Raw genomic sequence first — 20,950 nt, 5'->3', positions numbered from 1 at the left:
CCTAATTGGACACGTAACCGGCGATCACCTGCATCAGCTTGAACGCGGTTGCCGCATCGTTTTCCACAACGGCCAGGAACTCTTCCTCACCGATCCGAAGACAGGATAGGTTTGTTTCGGCCACCATGCTCAGCGCGCGTGGTTCTTTGCGGATCAGACCAAGCTCACCCACCAATGCGCCCGGCCCCACGGTGGTGATCAACTGGTCGGGGCCATCTTCCTGCGGCAGGTACAAGCCGGCTTCACCCTCCAGCACCACATACGCGCCGTCGGTCGGCTGATCATCTTTCAGGAAAACCACCTGACCGGGCTTGGCATCGAACCATTGTGCGCCAAAAGCCAGAAGGCGCAATTGCCGCCGGTCCAGCCCCGAAAACAAGGGGGTCTGCTCCAGCGCGCGAAGTTTCCGCGCCAGGTCTGCTGAAGATGCGCTGTCCTTTCCCACGTCTACCGGTCCTCCGTCCGAGACGACACGACCTTGCCGGATTTCCACGAACATGTCGAATACGTCCGGGTTTTCGAACTGGTCATTGAGGTAGAACACCGTGGCATCCGGCAACAACTCGCGCAGCTTCTTGTAGACCGACACCTGCGTTTTCATGTCGTAACTGGCCAATGCCTGCTCCAGGATCAGGATATCTGGCTTCTTGATTGTCGCGCGGGTAAACGCCAGCGGTTCGGCAAAGACCGCCGGAAGGCCCTGCCCACCCAAAGCAACCGGAATGTCATAAATCAGCTCGACCACCAAGGGGCGTGCACCGTTCTCCTCCAACACGTCCACAATGACCTTGCGGGCCTCATCCGATCGCGCGCCACCAATCTGGCTGACCTTGCCGAACAGCGCGTTTTCCATGACCGTCAATCCAGGCGCGAAATCTTCCGGGTCCAGCGGAACAAAAGCGTCCTTGAGACTTTCCAACAGCTTGTCCGAATGACTCTGCCTCAGTTCCAGAATGCGGTCCTTCAGCTCATCCGTGAACGCCGGGCCAATCTGTTCAGCCGAGACGACGAAAGGCACGGCCAACATACTGGCCAGCTGTTCGTCATCCAGCCCTGACGTTCCCTCTTGGCGGGTCTGTTCAACCAGCTCCACAGCTGCCTCATAGGTCTTTGCATCAAGACCCAGCTTGCGGAACAACGGATGGTCGGTTCCGTCGAACCCGAAGATCTGGCGCAGCATCTCGATCACGTCACGCGTCAGGGCGATCAACGTCTCATCCAGTCCCAACTCTCGCAACTGCATGAGGAAAACCTTCTGCCGGGCAAGCAAAGCCTGCGTCACCGGCACGCGAGGCGTCGCAAAAAGCAGGTTTTCTGCAACAGGCAGCGCCGGGTTGTAAGCATTCCGGTCGAAAATCAGCGCCTGCTGCTCAAGACCCGCGTCATGGACCGCCTGCCGCACAAGCGGGCGCAGCTCGACCAGTTTCTTTGCCAGTTCGCAGTGTTCGGTCGCAACAAAGCTCTGTTCAGCACCACGCCGGAACAGGGCAGCCCCGGACCCCATTCCATCAATCAGTTGCAACCACCAATCGCGCAACGCCGTCGCGTCTTCAAACCCGGCCAGCGCCGGGTCAAGCCATTCCACCCTAAACGGATCCATGCTGTTTCCAGCCCGCAAGGTCTCGGCAAAATCTGGGTCATCTGTGGATTCAGCCAAGGGTTTGAACCGCATCGGCATCATCACGTTGTCACCCAACGTTCCCTGAAACATGACCGGGCGGGATGTGGCATACCCGATACGTGCGGCCACCACGCCCTGATGCAGGTCTGCCAGGTTCAGATCCCCCACCTGAACCGTGCCGGCAGCGGGCAAAATCTCGCGAGTCAGTAACTCCCCCATGGCGCGACGGTCCTCTTCGCTGGGTGCGGCGATACCAATCGTTTTGCCGCCGGGGAAAGTCAGATTCAGATCATCCAGCACCTGATTGCCGTCCATGTCGCGAACCGAGACGTGCTTTAGTGCTATATCGCCGCTGAGGTGGGGGCGCTCTGCTGGTTCGCCCTCGAACAGCGCTTCGTCCTTCAGTCCAGCCGGATCGAAACGGTCAACGACGATATCCCAGCGCAACGACATGTCCTGAGTTTGGTTGTAATAGGTCAGCAGCTCTTTCCAGGGTGAGCTCAGATCCTTGTACGCCGCCAGCGCCGCAACCAACGCCCCCAAAGAAACCGAGCCCTGCAACACCAGAAGGCCACCGATCAGGTAGAACATGAATGGTGTCAGCTGCGAGATGAAGTTGTTTATGAATTTCATAAAGAACTTCTTCTGGTAAATATCAAAGCGGATCGCAAAAAGCCGCCCCAATTGATCGGAGATCATAGCCCGGCGATAGCGCCAGCCGCCATTGCTGCGGAGGGTTGACGCACCTGCCGCGTTTTCGCCGATCTGGGCAGCCAACGCCCGAACTTCCTGAATACGTTTCTTGTTCAACAGGTTGATCTGACGCTGCAATTTAGGGATTAACCAGGCCTGCACCGGGATCAGGGCGACAGCGGCCAGCCCGAACCAAAAGCTTTGCAAGAACAGGAAAGAAAGGATGGTAATCATCTGACCGGCTTGCAGAACCGGCTGGCTGATCGCATCGCCCATCAGCCCACCCATCGGTTCGCTCTCAGCTGTGATCATCGAGACCATTTCGCCCTGGCTGACCCGTTCGAAATAGGGTTGCGGAAAAAGAAGCGCGCGGCTGACCAGCTGATACCGAAACCGTCGCAGCATGCGTTCGCTCAGCACACCCTTCATGGTGTTGATGCGCATTTTCATCAGCCCGTGCGCCAACACGGCAACAAGGAAAACAAAGCACAAGATGATCAGGAAATTCGTCTGTGAAAGCGTATAGCCCCAGACATCCACTTCGGCCGTTGTCGAACCGATTGCGTCGTTGATGATACGCTTGGGCAACTCCAGCGTAAGATAGAGCAGCGGAAACAACGTCGCCGTCACAGCCAGCAGGATCAGCTGATCGCGTTTGGAGTATTTCCAGATAAAGCGGAAAATCGTGCGTTCTATGGAACCTGCCCCTACTGCTGGCTGATAACGCGGCCCGGATGCCACGCACCCGGATTCAACGGTTTGAATTTACTGCCATACTGACACGTTATGCAAATTTTTTCCCACCCGAGAATTTTCTTTATCTTATGTGAACTAGTTCATTTACGCATGGCCGTGTTATTGCCTAAAGTCAGTTTAGAACGATATCGGGAGGGTTCTTTTGACTGCCAGTATTGGCGCGGTGTTACTTATGCTTTGCCTTTTTCAGGTCAAGCACATGTTCGCTGACTACTACCTCCAGACACCGAAAATGCTCTCTGGCCGAGGCGAGTATTTTCACTTGGGACGCGCGCAGCACGCAGCAGTACATGTTGCGGGCTCTGTCATCGTGTTTGCCGCGTTTGGCGCTCCGGTATTGTTCATCCTGATTGTCGGACTGCTTGAATGGGTCATTCATTTCAATATCGATTTCTTGAAAGCTAGCTATTCAGACAAGAAACAGCTTGAGCCGACGCAGGCCGCGTTCTGGCGTGCGGCTGGGTTAGACCAGTGCCTGCACAACCTGACCTATGTGGCGATGGTCTGGGCCTGGGTGACTTTCACGGCAACGTAGCTCGTATCAGGATATGCCGTCCGATGCGCAGCCCGGAAGCTATGCGCCTATCCCTCGGCCGGTCATAGCGAGGCAAGCTGTTAACCTGCCCCACTCGACTTTGATCGATGCCAAAACCCGACTAGCCCAGAACCGAAAAACTGCTTTCCTCATTGATCGGGCGCTTGCGTGAGTAAAAGCCCACGTCGATGGTCCGTTTAATATAAGGCAGTTCGAATTGCAGCGGTTCCGCGTCGTGATCCGCTCCGCCTTCGCAATATGCGATCAGGGCTGCCATCATCTTACCCGCAATCGGTGCATTCTTATACTGGTTCCCGCTGGATCCGCAGGCCATGTAAAACCCCGGCAGGTTGGATTTGTCATAGATCGGAATCCAGTCGGTTGAGGCATCGTAAAGGTCAACCACACCACGCGTTTTCGATGGGATGCCAAGGGAAGGCACGCGCTGCGCATATCGCATGGCCTGTGTGGTCCATTGATCCGTGAATTCGCGGTTGTAGGTGACGTCATCCTCGCACCATTGATGCGGATCACACTCCGGATCCTCTGATCCCACAAGGATGTGATTGCCGTGTTCCGGGCGGCAATAGCAGGCAATGTCGCTGTCCGAGACGATGGTTCCGTCGTTTTCAAAGTCGAACCCTTCCGGGGCAGGGACATGTACGACCTCTTGCCGCAGGGGGCGGGTTTTGATGGTCATGTCATCCAGAACGCCTGCCATCCCATTGATGATAGCCGAGCCCGGCCCGGCCACGTTCACGACAACCCTTGCGCGTATTTCTTCGCCTGAGGCAAGTTTTACACCGGAAACACGTCCATCCTCGGTCAGGATCTCGGTTACTTCGGCACTGGTGCGAACCTCGGCTCCGTGCTGTTTGGCAGCATCCATCAGGTTTTGCGCCGACAAGGCCGGGTCGGTGACATACCCCGCCTGAGGCCAGTACACTCCACCCGACATCTTTCGCCCGTTGGGCTGGCCGAAATCCGGGTCATCCATGCGGCGTGCCGGGGCAAAGCTGTCCAGCGAATAAACCGGCAGGCGTTCAACCACTTTATCCCCCGACCATTCTTCGAACGGGCAATCCAGTTCTGATGAATTGCGCATGTGCTTTTCCAGCATCCCGTTCGCCTCGGTCTTCATAACCAGGCAGCCGGTTTCCCTGAACTGAGCCAGATTGGCCCCCTCCGCCAGTCCAAGATAGTCAGCCCAGTCGCGCCAGTAATGATAGCCTTCCCAGGCAAACGCCGTTCCATCGAAGGTGGAATAATGCATCCGGATGATCGCGCAGGACCCGGCGGTTGAACCGTGTCCAACCTGTGTGTTGCGATCCAGAGACAGGGTTTTCCAACCCGCCTTGGACATTTCGAACGCGATGGCCGCGCCGATCACGCCGGTACCAATGATGATTGCGTCTGGTTGACTCATGTCGGGTCTCCTTTCCAGTAGCGCCGGGAATATGCGCTGAATTCTTCAACTTCTTCGGGTTTCGGTTCGACGCCCGTGAAGGCGTATAGGTAATGCGGCACCATCGAGATCCGCGTCTCGAAGGGTTCGTTCAATTGTGCCAGATCATATCCGATCTGCATGTAATACAGCACGCGCGCACGCGTTTCGGACTCGATCTCGGAATAGCCGTATCTGGCGAACATCGCGTGCAAAGCCTCAAGCCGCCGTGTGTCTGACTGGTCCAGCGCACGGCGAACTTTGCCCGATTTACGCGCCCAGTCGCGCACGGCAAAGTCCAACGCGGTGTCAAACAAATCCGTATTGACCACACAACGATGCACGTTGCAGACCGCGCCCGTTATCGTGTCGGCTGGTGCTTCGGCCTGTTTTACAAGCGCAACCGTATTGGTCGCCTGCCACCGCGCCAGCAGTGCATCCAAAAGTTCCTGTCTGGACTTGAAGTACCAGTAGAAGGATGAACGTGACACGGCCATCCGCTCGGCCAGGTTAAGAACCTTGATCTGGTCCACCCCGTCCGAAATCAGCACGTCCATCGCCACATTCAGCCAGTCGTCGCGGGTGACCTTGATATTGCCGATCAGGGGCTCGGCCTCGGGATCATCGCGGTGAAGGATAGGTTTGTTGTTCATTCAACTCTCCGGTGGCGCCCCGCCCTCTGCGGTGCGGCGTGCGATAAAGTCCTGCAAGGCACCAAAACGATCATTGTCTATGGCGGGGGCCTTGAAATCGTTCAGGATACCCTGCCAAACCCCCGTTGCACGTTGGTTGGCATCCGTCGATCCTCGCTCGGTCCATGTGCCGAAATTGGCGTAGTCATGGACATGCGGTTGATAGAACTCGGTGGTGTAGCGCTCCATCGTCTGGGGGCAGGCAAAGAAATGACCGCCGGGCGCGACCTCACTTAAAGCGGTGTCAAAGCCAATCTCGGCAGGCCCCGCCTGCGCGCCTGCGCAAAGCTCGGCCACCATGTTCAGCACCTCGGCATCACAGACCAGCTTTTCGAAGGATACGGTCAATCCCCCTTCCAGCCAGCCCGCTGAATGAATGATCACAGTCGCGCCGGCCATCAGGCAACCCCAAAGGCCAAACTGGTTTTCATTCGCCGCCTGTACGTCGTTGCTGTTTGACGCCGACCCTGCCGCCGACCGCCAGGGCAGGCCAAGGTGACGCGCCAACTGGCCTGCGGCCAGTGACGCCTGAAAATGCGAGGGCGTCCCGAATGCAGGCGCGCCGGATTTCATGTCCACATTGCTGGTGAACGTGCCATAACAGACCGGAGCGCCCGGTCTGGCCAGCTGCGTCAAGGTCAGCGCGGCAAGCGCCTCGGCATGGGACAGGGTGATTGCCCCGGCCACGGTGATCGGCGCCATCGCCCCCATCAGAGTGAACGGAGTGATGATCGACATCTGACCGTGGCGCGCAAAGTCGATCAGCCCTTGCGCCATGGGAATATCCAACGTGCGCGGGCTGTTTGTGTTGATGATCGTGTAACAATGCGCATTGCCCCGAAACTCATCATCCGACAGACCGCGCGCCGTGGACAGCATCTCAAAGCAATCCATGACCTGCGGCATGCCGCGCGAGAAGAGGAACGGAAACTTGTCGGTCAGTTCCATCTGCGCCTGTGTCGTGAAGTAGTGGCGCAAATGCGTCGGTACATCCTGCGGTTCAACCTGAGGCGAGATCATCTGGAACACATCGAAATGATGGGTGAGCTTCAGAAACTCCAGATAATCCTGACCCGTCGCCGGGCGACGGCCACGTTCCAGATCGGTTGCGTTCGGTGCGCCTGCCCCTGGTTGAAAAACCAGCGATCCCAGTTCCAGAGTAAAATCCCGATGCCGTGAACCGGCGCGACAAGCGATAGATTTGGGGGCCGAGGAAACAGCAGCCTCAACCATCTCGCGCCCGATAAAGACCATTTCACTGTCTTCATCCATGCGCGCACCACCCTGCTTGAACAGCTTGCGTGCCTCGGGAAGCAAGGTCTTTACACCCAACTCCTCGAGCGTACGCAACGCTGTCTCGTGCATGTTCGCGATCTGGTCAGCCGGGAACACCTCCATCAAAGGGAAAGGGTTCCTGAGCTGGCGATAGTTCACGTCGCGGCTGGGCTGCGGGGCAGCCTCGCCCCCTCGCCTTCGGCGTCGTCGGTCCGGAGCCGTCATGATCAGCCCCGCATCGCTTTGCCCTGAGGGTCGTAAGGCGACGGTGCAATTACCCGCGCCGGACATTCCACACCCACCACATGGACAGACAGTTCCGTACCCGGGTCCACCTTGTCACGGTCAATCAAGGCCATCGCCAACGACTTGCCGGTATAGTGCCCGTAACCGCCTGAGGTCACAAAACCCACGCGTTCACCATTGGCCCAGACCGGCTCATACCCGCTGGCATCGGCGTCCAACGCATCGATTTCCAGTGTCACCTGCACCTGCACCGGGCCATTGCCATCCCGTTCGGCCAGAGCGGCCTTCTTGCCGATGAAATCCTTGTCCCAGTCGATCCAGCGATCCATGCCGGTCATGCCGGGTGTGTAAGCCTGCGTGAACTCTGCCGACCAGATGCCAAAGCTTTTCTCAAGCCGGGTTGATAGCATCGCATTGAAACCGCACTCGCGGATACCCTCTTCTGCACCGGCTTCCAGCAAAATGCGGCGCAGCTTGATGTGATCGCCATAGCGGCAGTTGATTTCATACCCTTTTTCGCCGGTCACCGACATACGAGCCACGCGGGCACGGACGAGACCGATGTCGAAATCACCGCAGCCCATGAATTTCAGACCCGAGATATCCTGTTCGGCCAATTTTTCGACCACCGCCTGCGATTTTGGTCCGACCACGGCGAACCCGCAATACTCCTCTCCCAGGTCGCGGACAGTGACCCCATCCGTCATATGATCGTTGAACCATCGCATATGCCAGGCGCGCAGGTAATAGCTGCCCATGATCCACCAGGTGCCATCGCCCCAGTTCAACACGGTCAGATCGCCTTTGAGCCGCCCGTCCTCGCCCAGCATCGGCGCCAGTTTGGCACGACCCGGGGCGGGCAGTTTCGATGCCATAACGTTATCCAGCCACGCTTTGGCATTTGGGCCCGAAACCTCAAAGCGGGAAAAACCCGTGATATCCATCAGGCCCACGCCCTCACGGATGGTCCTGCATTCAGCGGCCACGATGTCGTGCGCGTTCGAACGTTTGAGCGTTGGCGTTTCCTCGAACCCTTTGAGCGCGAAATACAGCGGCACCTCCAGATCCCAGCTGACACCCCATTTGCATCCGGCCTCGGTCATCGAGTCATGCGCCGGAGCCATCTTCAACGGGCGACCCGCAGGCAATTGTTCGTTCGGGTAGGTCATCACGAAGCGGCGCGAATAGAACTGGCCAGTGGTTTCACGGATATACCGCTTGTTCTGTGCGAAATCCCCATAGCGCGCCACATCCATCGGCCAGGCATCCGCTTCGGGCTCGCCATGGATCATCCATTCGGCCAGTGTTTTCCCAACGCCACCACCTTGCAGGAACCCCGCCATGACCGCACAGGCCGTCCAATACCCTCGTTTGCCCGGAACCGGACCAACCAGCGGGTTACCATCCGGCGAGAACGTGAACGCACCATTGACCCATGTCTTGATGCCCACGTTCTGGATCGACGGATACCGCTCAAAGCCCAATGTCAGCTCGTTCTCGATCCGGTCAAGCTGTTCCTGAAACAGTTCCTCGCCATAGTTCCACGGCGCGCCATCCATCGCCCAGTGTTCGTGATCGACCTCGTAGATCCCCACCAGAACGCCCTTCTGGTCCTGCCGCATATAGGTGAATCCTTCGAGGTCCACGGTCATCGGCATCTCGAAGTCCGCCTGCGCCACTTCGGGCACCGTGTCCGTGATCAGATAGTGGTGCTTCAACGGTGAAACTGGCAGCTCTACCCCTGCCATGCGCCCAACCTGCTTGGCCCAGAGCCCGGCCGCGTTGACCACATGTTCACAGGTGATCGTGCCCTTATCGGTCACCACCTGCCAGCCATCCGCCGTCTGGATCAATTCCTCGACCTTGGTTTCCTCATAATATTCGGCACCACGTTTCCTGGCCGCAGTAGCATAAGCCTGAACAGTACCTGTTGTATCGATATACCCCTCGCGATCCGCCCACATCGCGCCCAAAACACCGTCGGTTGACATGATCGGGCAGCGTCTCTGTGCCTCTTGCGGGGTCAGCAACTCGCAGTCGTCAATACCGATGGACTGGAAGATGCGGTAATTGGCCTGCAACCACTCCCAGCGTTCAGGCGTACCGGCCAAAGTCAGGCCACCGGTCATATGCAAACCGATATTCTGGCCCGATTCTTTTTCGATCTCACTCAGCAGGTCGATTGTGTAGGCCTGTAACGAGGCCATATTTGGATCCGCGTTCAGGGCATGGATGCCGCCCGCCGCGTGCCAAGACGATCCCGAAGCCAGCCGCCGCCTTTCCAGCATGACCACATCCGACCAGCCGAATTTGGCCAGATGATACAGAACCGAGGCACCAACGACGCCCCCTCCAATGACCACTACGCGATATTGGGATTTCATCCCGACCTCCCTGAACAGAATCTTGGAAGACGCTAGTAGCACTGTTCAGTTCTGTCTAGACATTTCTGTACAGTGCGGAATGAGAGAACTCTACCTATTGCTTTGCAAACCTAAAGCTGCGCGCTTGGGCGGGCTTTCACGCTTTCAAACCAGACCTGCGTGTTCGTATTGCCGTCCGGTATCCGCATCTTTATGACGCGCGCGAAATCGACAAAAACAAAAGTGGATATATCCGCCAGAGTGAATACATCGCTAGCGACATACGCGCTTTGCATCAGCCGCGCCTCCAGCAGCTCGAAAAACGACGCAACCCGCTCGCGCCCACGTAGCGCCAGCTCAGGGATCTGCGCATGGTTAACAGGGCCGGGAATAGCACGGTCTTTGAACGCCGGGTGGCTGTTGCGCAAAGCCTCAGCGATGGGCGCACCGCCCTGCTGCTCGGCAATTGCGTTCCACATCAAGACCAACCCTTTTTCATCAGCGGTACGGCCCATCAAGGGCGGTTCGGGGAAACGCGCTTCAAGATACGCGGCAATGCCAAGATTTTCGGTCAAGACTGCTCCGTCATCCGTCACCAGAACCGGGATTGTGGCCCGGGGGTTCACCGCACGAAACTCCGCGCTCAACTGCGCACCCTCTGCAATCGAGATTTCGTGCGTTTCGATGTCCAACCCCTTTTCCGCGATGAACATGCGGGCACGGCGCGGGTTTGGGGCCGTAGAGCAATCGTAGAATATCATGCGGGCCCCTTCTCTCTGATCAGCGCCGATAGATGAAACAGCGCCCTTCGACGGCACAATCGGGCAACGGCATTTCCTCCAGCCGCTCGAAATACATCCGGTCGCTTGATACCATTAATCCACCCGGTGCCAGCAAGGGCTCTATCAACGGGGAAACAAGCCGAGCAAAGATGTCGTTCTTTTCGCGATTATGCCCTCCAAGGTCTGCATGGATCAGGCTTGCCGTCGGTCCAAACCTGTCGACCGCCGCTGGCAGCGTCTCGCGCACATCTCCCAAGATCACCCGATCCTCGGGCGGGGTTGAATCGGGGTGAGAAGCCACCGCGCGTTCGAACACAAAGACAGGGCGTCCATCGATATGCTGCACAAGATGATGATAGGTGCGCCCATTGCCCAGACCCAGTTCAAACACCGGACCTGCCATGCCTGCCGTTTGCGCAATCGCGTGATCCAGACAGGCGCGCTGTGACACCATTCGATCGATAAACAAGTCCAGACGGCTTTGATTCTTGGACACCGGTAAATATCTCCTTGATACCAATCGAAAGCATAGATGCCCCCGACGCCGCCTTAGATGACAAATTCTCAAGACTTTGTGTAGCGACGAAGCCCAAAGTTTCACATTTTCGCGACATTTCAGCCCAAGAACGGGTTTGACTAGACAGGCGGAACCGCGCGACACTGGCGAAAAAATCACGGGGAGTTGAAACGACCGATGTCACCAAGCGGCCAAACGGTTGGAAAGCCTGCATGAGCGCGTTGTTGTGCGTCAGAGACCTCAGCATCGGCTTTGGTGCGGGAAGTTCCGTGGTCGCGGATGTGAACTTTGATGTCAAACCAGGGGAAACCTTGGCGCTGGTCGGTGAATCGGGATCGGGTAAAACCATCACGTGCCGGGCCGTCTTGCGGATTCTGCCGCGAACGGCCCAGATACGCAGCGGCACGATAACTTTGAATGATTCCAAGGGCACATGTAACCTGACAGCGGTCACCGAACGGGAAATGCGCGGCATTCGTGGCAATCGCGTTTCGATGATCTTTCAGGAACCAATGCGATCACTGTCACCTCTGCACAAGATTGGGAATCAGGTCAGTGAAGTCCTGTGGCTGCATCGTGGGCTTTCCGAGTCTGAAGCGCGAAAAAAGGTCCTGACGCAGTTCGAGCGCGTGGGTTTTCCAGATCCGCAGCGCGCCTATGACTCCTACCCGTTCGAGCTGTCGGGCGGAATGCGCCAACGCGCCATGATTGCGATGGCCATGGTATCCAAACCCGAGTTGCTGATCGCGGACGAGCCAACCACCGCGCTGGATGTGACCACTCAGGCTCAGGTTCTGGGGCTGATCAAGGAATTGCAGCGCGAGACTGGCATGGCGCTTATTCTGGTGACCCATGATCTGGGCGTGGTTGCCAACATGGCCGAACAGGTTGTGGTCATGCACAAGGGCCGCATCATGGAGGCTGGCCCGGCCGCACCAATCCTGACCTCCCCGGCGCATCCATATACCAAACAACTGTTTGATGCTGCGCCGGAAATTCCAGATCAGGCTGCTGTGGGCATACCGATGCCGGACGACGATCTGATCCTTCAGATGAAGGGCGTCTCAAAGACCTACACGATGCGGTCCAGCAAAGGGTGGCAGGCCGACAAGGAAATCTATGCGTGCAAAGGGGTCGATCTGAATTTGGCACGCGGCAAGACGCTGGCCATTGTCGGTGAAAGCGGATCAGGTAAAACAACAGCCGCGCGGATCGCATTGGGTGCGGAACTGCCCGATCCCGGTGGAGAAGTCCTGTTTCGCACCGTGCCGAATGCCGATCCTATCACAGTGCACAACATGACCCGCGCCCAGCGCACGGCGTTTCAGCGCAATGCGCAGATGGTGTTTCAGGATCCCTACAGCTCGCTCAGCCCGCGGATGCGCATTCAGGACGCGATGACCGAGCCGTTGGAAATTCACCGTATCGGAACAACGGCCGAGCAGCGCGACAAGGCCGCCGAGATGTTGCAGCGCGTCGGCCTGACAGCCGACATGCTGAAACGCTATCCACACGCCTTTTCGGGGGGGCAGCGACAACGTCTGTCGATAGCCCGCGCCATGATGCTCGACCCGCAGCTCATCGTGTGTGACGAACCCACCTCGGCGCTGGACGTATCGGTACAAGAGCAGATTCTGACCCTGTTGGAAAATCTACAGGACAGCCTGAACCTGTCCTATCTGTTCATCTCGCACGATCTGGCTGTGGTCGCGCGGATCGCCGACGAAGTTGCCGTGATGCGTCGCGGCCTGATCGTCGAGCAAGCACCACCCGAAACTCTTTTCTACAATCCGCGCCACCCCTACACCAAAGCGCTGATTGCCGCTCAACCCGAACCCGACATCAATCGCCCGATCGACCTGCAAGTGGTTTCCTTGGGCGCCGGCGCGCCGGACAGTTGGGATGAAGCCTTTCGTTTCTCGGACACCGTGATACCCTCATTGGTGGAATTGGAACCGGGCCATAAGGTACGTTGCCATGTTTAAGACCACTCGCCCCCTGATCCTGGCCGCTTCGCTGGCGCTCATCGGGATGCTGCCCGCCACGGCCGAGACGATCCCGACGCCGCAGGAAAGCGCGTTCTGGAACGCGGAAGTAGAAGCGGGCAATCTGCCACCCGTTCAGGAGCGCCTGCCAGCGGACCCGCTGATTGTAGATCTGGCAGCAAAGGGTCGCGAGTTCGGCAAACAGGGCGGCACCCTGCGCACCATGATCACGCGGTCCAAAGATATCCGCCAGATGGTTGTCTATGGCTATGCCCGGCTGGTCGGTTTTGACCAGAACTATGAGATTATCCCCGATTTGCTGGCGTCGTTTGAAAACGAAGACGGCCGCAAGTTCACCCTGAAACTGCGCGAAGGGCACAAATGGTCAGACGGTTCTCCGTTTACGTCGGAAGATTTCCGCTATTGGTGGGAAGACGTTGCCAACAACAAATTGCTCAGCCCGTCAGGCCCGCCGGATTTTCTGATAGTCGAAGGCAAATCACCCACCGTTACCTTCCCGGATGAAACCACAGTGATTTTCGAATGGGAGGACCCTAACCCGGGTTTTCTACAATCGCTGGCTCAGGCAAGACCGCCCTTTATCTATCGTCCCGCAGCGTTCCTGAAACGATATCACGAGAAATATGCCGACCCCGAGGAACTTGCCTTTCTGGTCGACGATGCCCGCGTCAAAAGCTGGGCCGCGCTGCACAACAAGCTCGACAACCTGTACAAGTTCGACAATCACGAATTGCCCACGTTGCAACCTTGGCTGAACGCAAGTTCCGGCAAGAAAATCCGCCACAATTTCGTACGTAACCCCTATTACCACCGTATCGACAGCAAAGGGGTTCAGCTGCCCTATATCGATGTGGTCGAGATGGAGATCGTTGCCCCCGGTCTGGTTGCCGCCAAAACCAATGCAGGGGAAAGCGACCTGCAAGGCCGGGGTCTGGATTTCCGCGACGCTTCGATCCTGAAAAAAGGCGAAGCGCAAGGCGGCTACAAGACATTGCTGTGGAAAACCGGCGTTGCATCGCAAATCGCGATCTATCCGAACCTCAATTTCGAGGATGACGTCTGGCGCGATGTGCTGCGTGACGTCCGTGTACGGCGCGCCCTGTCCCTTGCCATCGACCGCGAGACAATCAACCAGGCTTTGTATTTCAAGCTAGCGCATCCCGGCGCAATGTCGGTTCTGCCGGCCTCGCCCTTTTATGATGAGAAGAATGCCACCGCATGGGCCGGTTACGATGTCGGCCAGGCCAATGCGTTGTTGGATGAGGTCGGCCTGACCAAGCGCGACAAGAACGGTATTCGCCTGCTACCGGACGGGCGCCCTATGGAGCTGGTGATCGAAACCGCTGGCGAGCGGCAAGAGGTTGAAAACGCCCTTCAGATCGTTACTGACACCTGGCGCGAGATCGGGGTCAAGCTGGTCATGCGCCCATTGGATCGCGATATCCTTCGCAACCGGGTGTTTGCAGGTAACTCGATGGCATCGGTCTGGTATGGATGGGATGACGGTATCCCGCAGGCGCACACGTCCCCGGCGTACCTGGCACCGACCGATCAGGTCTTCCTGGCCTGGCCAAAATGGGGCCAGTTTTATCAGACAGGTGGTGAAGCCGGGGAAGCCCCCGACATGCCCGAGGCAGAACGCCTGATGCAACTGGCCCATGACTGGGAGGTCGCAACTACCGATGACGAACGCAAGGAAGTCTGGACTGAGATGCTGAGAATCCACGCCGACCAGCTTTTTGCCATCGGTATCCTGAACGGAGCACCCCAACCGATTGTCGTGTCGAACCGTCTGCGCAATGTGCCGGAACAGGCCATGTGGGCATGGGAGCCCGGTGCGCATTTCGGCGTTCACCGCCCGGACGAGTTCTTTTTCGCCGACTAAGCAGGAGCAGCTAAATGGTCATGCTGCGCTATGCGGTGTATCGCTTTTTCACGATGCTGCTGACATTGTTGGTAGTCTCGGTCTTGATTTTCATAATCATCAACCTGCCGCCCGGTGATTACCTGAGCAACCAGATTGCCGAACTTCAGGCTTCGGGCCAGTCAGCAGGTGTCGCCAAGGCCGAGTTTCTGCGCGCCGAGTACGCTCTGGATCGCCCCATGTGGGAACAGTACCTGATCTGGGTGGGCTTCTGGCCGGGACCGCACGGATTTTCCGGTCTGATCCAAGGCAATTACGGCTGGTCATTTGAATTTGACCGGCCTGTATCTGAAATTGTGGGCGACACGCTTTGGCTGACGGTCGTCGTCAATCTGGCCGCCATCCTGTTTGTATATGCCGTTGCCCTTCCATTAGGTGTTATTGCAGCGGCGCGATCACGGACATGGATTGATTATACCTCGGCCTTTGTGGGTTATCTGGGGTTGGCGACCCCAAACTTCCTGCTGGCCCTGATCCTGTTCTACTACGGGCATCGGTATTTCAACCTGCCTATCGGCGGCCTGATGGACCCGCAATTCGAAGGTCAGCCGCTGAGTTGGGACAAGATGAAATCCATTCTCATCCACCTGATCGTTCCGACTTTTGTTATCGGAACCTCGGGCGCATCGGCTATGATGCAGCGCCTGCGGGCAAATATGCTCGATGAACTGGGTAAGCCTTATGTGGAAACAGCCATTGCCAAGGGTATGGCCCCATCGCGGATGCTGGCGAAATATCCGTTGCGCGTGGCATTCAACCCGTTCGTTGCGGATATCGGTAACCTTCTGCCATCTATGGTGTCGGGATCGGTTCTGGTGTCAGTCGTTCTGGGCTTGCAAACCATCGGGCCGACTTTGCTGACAGCACTGAAAACGCAGGACCAATTCCTGTCCGCGTTTATCCTGATGTTTGTCGCGCTGCTGACGCTTATCGGCACGATGATCTCGGATATTCTGCTGGTGATGCTGGATCCCCGCATACGATATGAGGGGCGCGAAGCATGACCGATACTCCTGACAACCGCTACGTCGATGACGCGCCGTTTGATCCGCAGGCGTCGATACAGCAACTGGAACGCGCCGATCTGGATGCCCCCAACTGGGTGTTGGTCTGGCGCAAGTTCCGCACGCATAAGCTGGGTCTGATCTCGGGCATTTTCCTGCTAATGTGCTACCTGATGCTCCCATTTGCCGGTTTCATCGCGCCGTATGGCCCGAATGACCGGAACGGAGAGCATCTGTATGCGCCACCGCAATCTGTGAACTGGTTTTACGAAGGCGCCTTTATTGGCCCTCATGTTTTTCCAATCGTCGCCGAGGCGGATCTGGAAACCTTCCAGTGGAAGTTCGTCCCTGACACTGACGACCCGCGCCCGATCCGGTTCTTCTGTGAAGGGTCCGAATATCGACTTGCGGGTCTTATCAAGACAGACAGGCATCTTTTCTGCGCGCCGGATGGTGCCACCTTGTTCCTCTGGGGGTCCGACAGGCTGGGTCGCGATATCTTCAGCCGCATCCTCTATGGGGCGCAGCTGTCGCTGACCGTGGGGCTGATCGGTATTTCGGTGTCATTCTTTCTGGGTATCCTGTTCGGTTCGATGGCGGGTTATTTCGGGGGGCGCATTGACTGGGTCATCAACCGGGTCATCGAAATCCTGCGTTCACTGCCGGAACTGCCGCTGTGGCTGGCACTGTCTGCCGCCGTGCCATCGAACTGGAGCCCGGTTGCCGTATTCTTCATCATTTCGATCATCCTCGGCATCCTCGACTGGCCCGGGCTGGCGCGTTCGGTCCGTGCCAAGTTCCTGTCACTGCGCGAGGAAGAATACGTACGCGCCGCAGAAATGATGGGCGCAAGCTCGGGCCGGGTGATCCGTAAGCACTTGTTGCCGAATTTCATGTCTCATTTGATTGCATCAGCCACCCTGTCGATCCCGGCAATGATCCTTGGGGAAACCGCGCTGAGCTTTCTTGGCCTGGGCCTTCGTGCACCAGCGGTCAGTTGGGGTGTGATGCTGAATGACGCGCAGAACCTCGCATCGATCGAGATCTACCCCTGGACGGCAATCCCGATGCTGCCGATTATCGTGATCGTACTGGCCTTTAACTTTCTAGGTGACGGATTGCGCGACAGTCTGGACCCGTATCAGCAATGAGCCTTCTTGCCACCCTTCCCGCCGCCGACCGATATCGCAGGATCGGCACTGGCGCTCTGCCAAGTGCTTTTGCCGTTTCCGAACTGGCGACGGCCAGCTTTGCAGCCGTTGGGCAGGAAATGGCCCGGCTTTTGCAGGCGCTGAACCTGACCCAGAAAGCCCCCGAGATCGCCGTCGACCATCGGCTGGCATCGTTGTGGTTCGGCTATTCCTTCAAGCCCGACGGCTGGGAAATGCCAAACCTGTGGGATTCGGTCGCGGGGGATTACAGGGCGTCAGATGGCTGGATCAGGCTGCACACCAACCTGCCGCGCCATCGCGCGGCAGCGATGAAGGTTCTTGGCACCCCGCCAGAGCGTGAAGCTGTGACAAAAGCCGTCAGAACCCGGGCCATATCCGATTTGGAAACCGATATTGTGGCCGAAGGCGGTGTGGCCGCTGCCATGCGCAGCCGGACCGAGTGGCTTGAACATCCGCAGGGCCGCGCTGTATCGCGCGATCCGTTGATTGGTTGGCAAGGCCCCCGGTACGTCAAGCTACGCGAGAGGCCGCAGGCAACCCCTGCAAGACCTCTTGCCGGGTTGCGGGTTCTTGACCTGACGCGCGTTCTGGCAGGTCCGGTATCGACACGCACATTGGCCGGTTTCGGGGCCGAGGTTTTGCGGATCGATCCGCCCGGTTGGGACGAACCCGGCGTGATCCCTGACATTTCACTAGGCAAACACTGTGCTTATCTCGATCTGAAATCGACCAACGACATGGAAAGGCTGCAAGAACTTCTGCCCCAAGCGGATGTATTCGTTCATGGGTACCGGCCCGGCGCTTTGGACGCACTTGGCCTGACCCGCGCCAAGCGCGATGAACTGGCACCGAACAGGGTCGAGGTGACGCTGAATGCCTATGGCTGGCAAGGCCCCTGGTCGACCCGGCGCGGGTTTGACAGTCTTGTCCAGATGAGCGCGGGAATTGCGCATGCGGGCATGGAGTGGGCTGACGCCGACAAACCGACGCCATTGCCGGTTCAGGCTTTGGACCACGCAACCGGCTACCTGATGGCAGCCGCCGTCCTTTCCGCATTGGCCGAGGCCGCGTCGGGCAATTCCATCATGCATGCGCATCTGTCCCTTGCCCGCACCGCCGAGCTTTTGGCGGTTCTCGGCAAAGACGACGTCGAGGCAGAGACCATTATTCCGACGCCCACGGATTACTCCCCTGCGACAGAGGTTTCGGGCTGGGGACCAGGGCACCGCCTCAGATCAGCCCTCAGTCTCGGTGAAACTGTGCTGCAATGGGATTTACCGGCGTCGAAACTGGGCACATCTGACCCGGTCTGGCCCTTCGTTTCCAACTGACCTCACGCTTTCGGGGGCACCTCATCCGAGACTCAACACAAGGCGGCGGCGGGACTCTCTACCGGTCGTCGCCATCCGGCCCGATATCGTCCAGATAGTCCTCGTCAATTGCGGCCTGAACAGCCCCTGTCACGGCCTCACGCTGTTTTTGCGTCAGGTCTTCCGCCTCTTTGCCATCTGCCAATCTTACAGTGACCTCGCGATGCGCAAACTTGATCCCCTCTCGCGCGAACAGCTCGCGAATGTCCTGATAGACCTTTTTGCGAACCAGCCACTGGTCGCCGGGTTTCGTCATGAACTTGACCCGGATGATCATCGCTGAATCCTGCATCTCGATCACGCCCTGTGACTTCAGCGGTTGGATGAAATTGTCTCCGATTACGGGATCGGCCAACAACTCCTGACCCAGTTTCTTGATCAATTTACGAACCTTCTCGACATCGGTGTCATAGGTCACGCGCAGCGGCAGCTTCATGATCACCCAATCGCGCGAATAGTTGGTCAGCACTTTGATCTCGCCAAAGGGAATGGTGTTCAGCGCACCCAGATGGTGACGCAGTTGCATGGACCTGACCGAGATTTTCTCGACCGTCCCTTTCACATCCCCAATGTCGATATATTCCCCTTTCCGGAACGCATCATCCAGCAGGAAGAATGCGCCGGAAAAAATGTCGCGCACCAGCGTTTGCGACCCGAAACCCACGGCCAGACCAACCACACCGGCACCCGCAAACAACGGGCTGACATTGATACCCAGTTCCATCAGGACAATTAGTACGATCGTGACCACGACAACAGCCAGAATTGCGCCCCGGAAAAGTGGCAACAACGTTGCCAGACGGCTTTGCCCGCCTTCCCCGCCTTCGTCGCCCAGTTCAACCTCGGTGCCATCGTCGGATTCTTCAGCGATCTTGCTGTCGATCCAGATCCGAAAGAAATGAAACAGGATGTACCCGATAAACAGGACGACCATCACATCCAGCGCACGTTCTACCGGCAGATCCTCGCTCCAGTCCGCGTTCGGGTACCATATCACGACAAGCGCATAAGCCCCGAGCACGAAAGCCAGAATTCCGGCTACCCGGCGGGCCAGGTCTTCATAAGTCAGAAGATGCTGCTTCGGCTGTTCAGCCTCGGGTATATCCGCCGTCCCGACGCCTTCATCCGCTGCGGCAGCTTCCTCGTTTATTTCGCTAATCATGCGCGAGCGGTCGAAATATCGCTCCAGCAGATAGTTCATTGCACCATAGGCTACGACCACGGACATGAAGATCAGATAGCTGCTTGCAATCAGCGGCAGCGGTGTCGGATGCTCCAGCGCAAGATCAACAGCCAGACGGAACCAGCTGAAAACGACATAGATGATCAATGCCGGTGCCCAGCCAAAAGACACAAACCGCAGCAGCCATGACACCTGATCGGATGCCCGCCCGCCCCGGATCGCGTTCGAGATGGCACGGGCGTTGAACAGGATCATCAGTATATTGCCCAGCGCGCCCAGCATCGTCAGACTGCCATACACCATGGCGTAGACGTTGTAATTCAGTCCAAAATCAGCGACCCAGGTGGAAAACAGGACGACCGAAATATCATAGGTCGCCAGCACGGACGCCCAGATGTACAGCCTGCGCGCATTCTTGTCCGAAAAGGGCGGTAATCGATATTGGCTCAGATAAGGCGACAGGACCATGCGCCACAGGTCCGACACCGTGCGCGACAGGAAAAAAGCCGTAAAGATGGCGGTGATCGTGAACTGGACCGAGATATCCTCGGCCTCGCCAAAGATCAGATATCCGACGATCAAAGCCATGATCATTGCAAAGACCGTAGCACCGATCCCCATCAGGAACCGGAACAGCAGGAACGGCATCTTTTCCCGATAGCCCTGTGGTTCGTCCTTGATCCGCGCCACCACCCAGCGGCGCGCGAACCGTTTCCCGTAAATCTCGATCGACAGCCACCGCCCAAGTAACAGGAACAGGATATTCCAGCCTAACACCTCGACATAGGTCTGGATACGGCCATCTGGGCTGGTCTGGCGCAGGATGTACTGTACTTCAAAAATAGAATAGGGCAGCGCCTCGAGACGGGAATTCATCGACTCGCGGAATTTCGAGAACCGCTCTTGCGCCTTCATCAGCTGCGAACCGTCACCCATCGGGTTGCTCGAATCGCTGTCTGCGCCCTCCGAACCTGCATCCTTTCCGCCTGCCGTTGTCACAACCTGACCGGCACTGTCGATGACAATGACACTTGCGCCCGCATCGCTGGCCGCGCGGATTGCAGCGGCCAGATCACTTTCCTTGTCGGCCTCGGACGAACTGCCCGACCCTGAAGGATATCCGGGAATCAAGGATGACTGCGCCAATGCACCATTAGGAACGCCCAGAACAATGGCCCACAACGCAAAGAACAATACGGCCAGAAAATCATTTTTCATCGGGTCTTGCATCCAGTTTTCCTGATGTTGGTCAGATTACAGAAGCATTTCAGGCAGTTCAAACACTCGCATCAAACCGTCTCGATATCGTGTTAGGACGTGTTCTTGGCGCACTCTGATGAGCGCAGGTGTTTTCAATCTTTCAATAA

General features: G+C 57.5%; 14 protein-coding genes. 6 read left to right on the top strand and 8 right to left on the bottom strand.

The window, feature by feature from the left end:
* Nucleotide 1 precedes the first annotated feature (1 nt).
* Nucleotides 2-3,055, bottom strand: a complete 3,054-nt coding sequence (locus tag ACR0DY_RS04790) for a cyclic nucleotide-binding domain-containing protein (RefSeq protein WP_480546281.1) — start codon at nucleotides 3,053-3,055, stop codon at nucleotides 2-4.
* A gap of 187 nt (nucleotides 3,056-3,242) precedes the next feature.
* On the opposite strand from ACR0DY_RS04790, the gene ACR0DY_RS04785 reads away from it, so the two are divergent.
* Complete coding sequence (locus ACR0DY_RS04785; RefSeq protein ID WP_480484076.1) at nucleotides 3,243-3,605, top strand: DUF3307 domain-containing protein; 363 nt, start codon at nucleotides 3,243-3,245, stop codon at nucleotides 3,603-3,605.
* 121 nt (nucleotides 3,606-3,726) lie between these two features.
* Here ACR0DY_RS04785 and ACR0DY_RS04780 read toward each other — a convergent pair whose 3' ends face one another.
* From ACR0DY_RS04780 to ACR0DY_RS04755, 6 genes are all read right to left on the bottom strand, one after another.
* Complete coding sequence (locus ACR0DY_RS04780) at nucleotides 3,727-5,031, bottom strand: NAD(P)/FAD-dependent oxidoreductase (protein WP_480897880.1); 1,305 nt, start codon at nucleotides 5,029-5,031, stop codon at nucleotides 3,727-3,729.
* Entirely contained in the window at nucleotides 5,028-5,702 is a 675-nt protein-coding gene (locus tag ACR0DY_RS04775; protein WP_480484041.1) for a TetR/AcrR family transcriptional regulator, read from the bottom strand. Before ACR0DY_RS04775 ends, ACR0DY_RS04780 begins: the two co-directional genes overlap by 4 nt.
* Complete coding sequence (locus tag ACR0DY_RS04770) at nucleotides 5,703-7,241, bottom strand: trimethylamine methyltransferase family protein (protein WP_480484042.1); 1,539 nt, start codon at nucleotides 7,239-7,241, stop codon at nucleotides 5,703-5,705.
* Nucleotides 7,242-7,243: 2 nt separating this feature from the next.
* Nucleotides 7,244-9,646 (bottom strand): GcvT family protein, encoded by a 2,403-nt coding sequence (locus ACR0DY_RS04765; protein WP_480897878.1) that lies wholly within the window; start codon nucleotides 9,644-9,646, stop codon nucleotides 7,244-7,246.
* Nucleotides 9,647-9,756: 110 nt separating this feature from the next.
* Nucleotides 9,757-10,386 carry a glutathione S-transferase family protein gene (locus tag ACR0DY_RS04760; protein WP_480897876.1) on the bottom strand — a complete coding sequence of 210 codons (630 nt, stop codon included), beginning with the start codon at nucleotides 10,384-10,386 and terminating at the stop codon, nucleotides 9,757-9,759.
* A 19-nt stretch (nucleotides 10,387-10,405) separates the two neighbouring features.
* Nucleotides 10,406-10,903, bottom strand: a complete 498-nt coding sequence (locus ACR0DY_RS04755; protein WP_480897874.1) for a class I SAM-dependent methyltransferase — start codon at nucleotides 10,901-10,903, stop codon at nucleotides 10,406-10,408.
* 233 nt (nucleotides 10,904-11,136) lie between these two features.
* Between ACR0DY_RS04755 and ACR0DY_RS04750 the strand changes: the two genes are divergently transcribed.
* The 5 genes from ACR0DY_RS04750 to ACR0DY_RS04730 are packed head-to-tail and all read left to right on the top strand — an operon-like array spanning nucleotide 11,137 to nucleotide 18,361.
* Nucleotides 11,137-12,909 carry an ABC transporter ATP-binding protein gene (locus tag ACR0DY_RS04750; RefSeq protein ID WP_480897872.1) on the top strand — a complete coding sequence of 591 codons (1,773 nt, stop codon included), beginning with the start codon at nucleotides 11,137-11,139 and terminating at the stop codon, nucleotides 12,907-12,909.
* The gene (locus ACR0DY_RS04745) at nucleotides 12,902-14,815 is read left to right on the top strand and encodes an ABC transporter substrate-binding protein (RefSeq protein WP_480484047.1); all 1,914 of its coding nucleotides are present in this window, start codon (nucleotides 12,902-12,904) and stop codon (nucleotides 14,813-14,815) included. Before ACR0DY_RS04750 ends, ACR0DY_RS04745 begins: the two co-directional genes overlap by 8 nt.
* Nucleotides 14,816-14,829: 14 nt before the next feature.
* A complete protein-coding gene (locus ACR0DY_RS04740) occupies nucleotides 14,830-15,858 on the top strand; it encodes an ABC transporter permease (RefSeq protein ID WP_480484048.1) in 1,029 nt (342 codons plus the stop codon).
* Nucleotides 15,855-17,009 (top strand): ABC transporter permease, encoded by a 1,155-nt coding sequence (locus ACR0DY_RS04735; protein ID WP_480484049.1) that lies wholly within the window; start codon nucleotides 15,855-15,857, stop codon nucleotides 17,007-17,009. The genes ACR0DY_RS04740 and ACR0DY_RS04735 overlap by 4 nt, the downstream gene beginning before the upstream one ends.
* Complete coding sequence (locus ACR0DY_RS04730; RefSeq protein WP_480484050.1) at nucleotides 17,006-18,361, top strand: CoA transferase; 1,356 nt, start codon at nucleotides 17,006-17,008, stop codon at nucleotides 18,359-18,361. The genes ACR0DY_RS04735 and ACR0DY_RS04730 overlap by 4 nt, the downstream gene beginning before the upstream one ends.
* A gap of 58 nt (nucleotides 18,362-18,419) precedes the next feature.
* Here the strand turns inward: ACR0DY_RS04730 and ACR0DY_RS04725 are convergent, their stop codons facing one another.
* Complete coding sequence (locus ACR0DY_RS04725) at nucleotides 18,420-20,813, bottom strand: mechanosensitive ion channel domain-containing protein (protein WP_480826781.1); 2,394 nt, start codon at nucleotides 20,811-20,813, stop codon at nucleotides 18,420-18,422.
* Nucleotides 20,814-20,950 lie beyond the last annotated feature (137 nt).

It is taken from the genome of Ruegeria sp. O6 (assembly GCF_056535045.1).
This window is presented reverse-complemented; position numbering and strand designations above follow the sequence as displayed.

Coding starts and splice junctions, on each gene's coding strand:
- ACR0DY_RS04730 (WP_480484050.1), top strand. CDS start 17,006: ATGAGCCTTCTTGCCACCCTTCCCGCCGCCGACCGATATCGCAGGATC.
- ACR0DY_RS04725 (WP_480826781.1), bottom strand. CDS start 20,813: ATGCAAGACCCGATGAAAAATGATTTTCTGGCCGTATTGTTCTTTGCG.
- ACR0DY_RS04780 (WP_480897880.1), bottom strand. CDS start 5,031: ATGAGTCAACCAGACGCAATCATCATTGGTACCGGCGTGATCGGCGCG.
- ACR0DY_RS04760 (WP_480897876.1), bottom strand. CDS start 10,386: ATGATATTCTACGATTGCTCTACGGCCCCAAACCCGCGCCGTGCCCGC.
- ACR0DY_RS04765 (WP_480897878.1), bottom strand. CDS start 9,646: ATGAAATCCCAATATCGCGTAGTGGTCATTGGAGGGGGCGTCGTTGGT.
- ACR0DY_RS04735 (WP_480484049.1), top strand. CDS start 15,855: ATGACCGATACTCCTGACAACCGCTACGTCGATGACGCGCCGTTTGAT.
- ACR0DY_RS04740 (WP_480484048.1), top strand. CDS start 14,830: ATGGTCATGCTGCGCTATGCGGTGTATCGCTTTTTCACGATGCTGCTG.
- ACR0DY_RS04750 (WP_480897872.1), top strand. CDS start 11,137: ATGAGCGCGTTGTTGTGCGTCAGAGACCTCAGCATCGGCTTTGGTGCG.
- ACR0DY_RS04785 (WP_480484076.1), top strand. CDS start 3,243: ATGCTTTGCCTTTTTCAGGTCAAGCACATGTTCGCTGACTACTACCTC.
- ACR0DY_RS04775 (WP_480484041.1), bottom strand. CDS start 5,702: ATGAACAACAAACCTATCCTTCACCGCGATGATCCCGAGGCCGAGCCC.
- ACR0DY_RS04745 (WP_480484047.1), top strand. CDS start 12,902: ATGTTTAAGACCACTCGCCCCCTGATCCTGGCCGCTTCGCTGGCGCTC.
- ACR0DY_RS04770 (WP_480484042.1), bottom strand. CDS start 7,241: ATGACGGCTCCGGACCGACGACGCCGAAGGCGAGGGGGCGAGGCTGCC.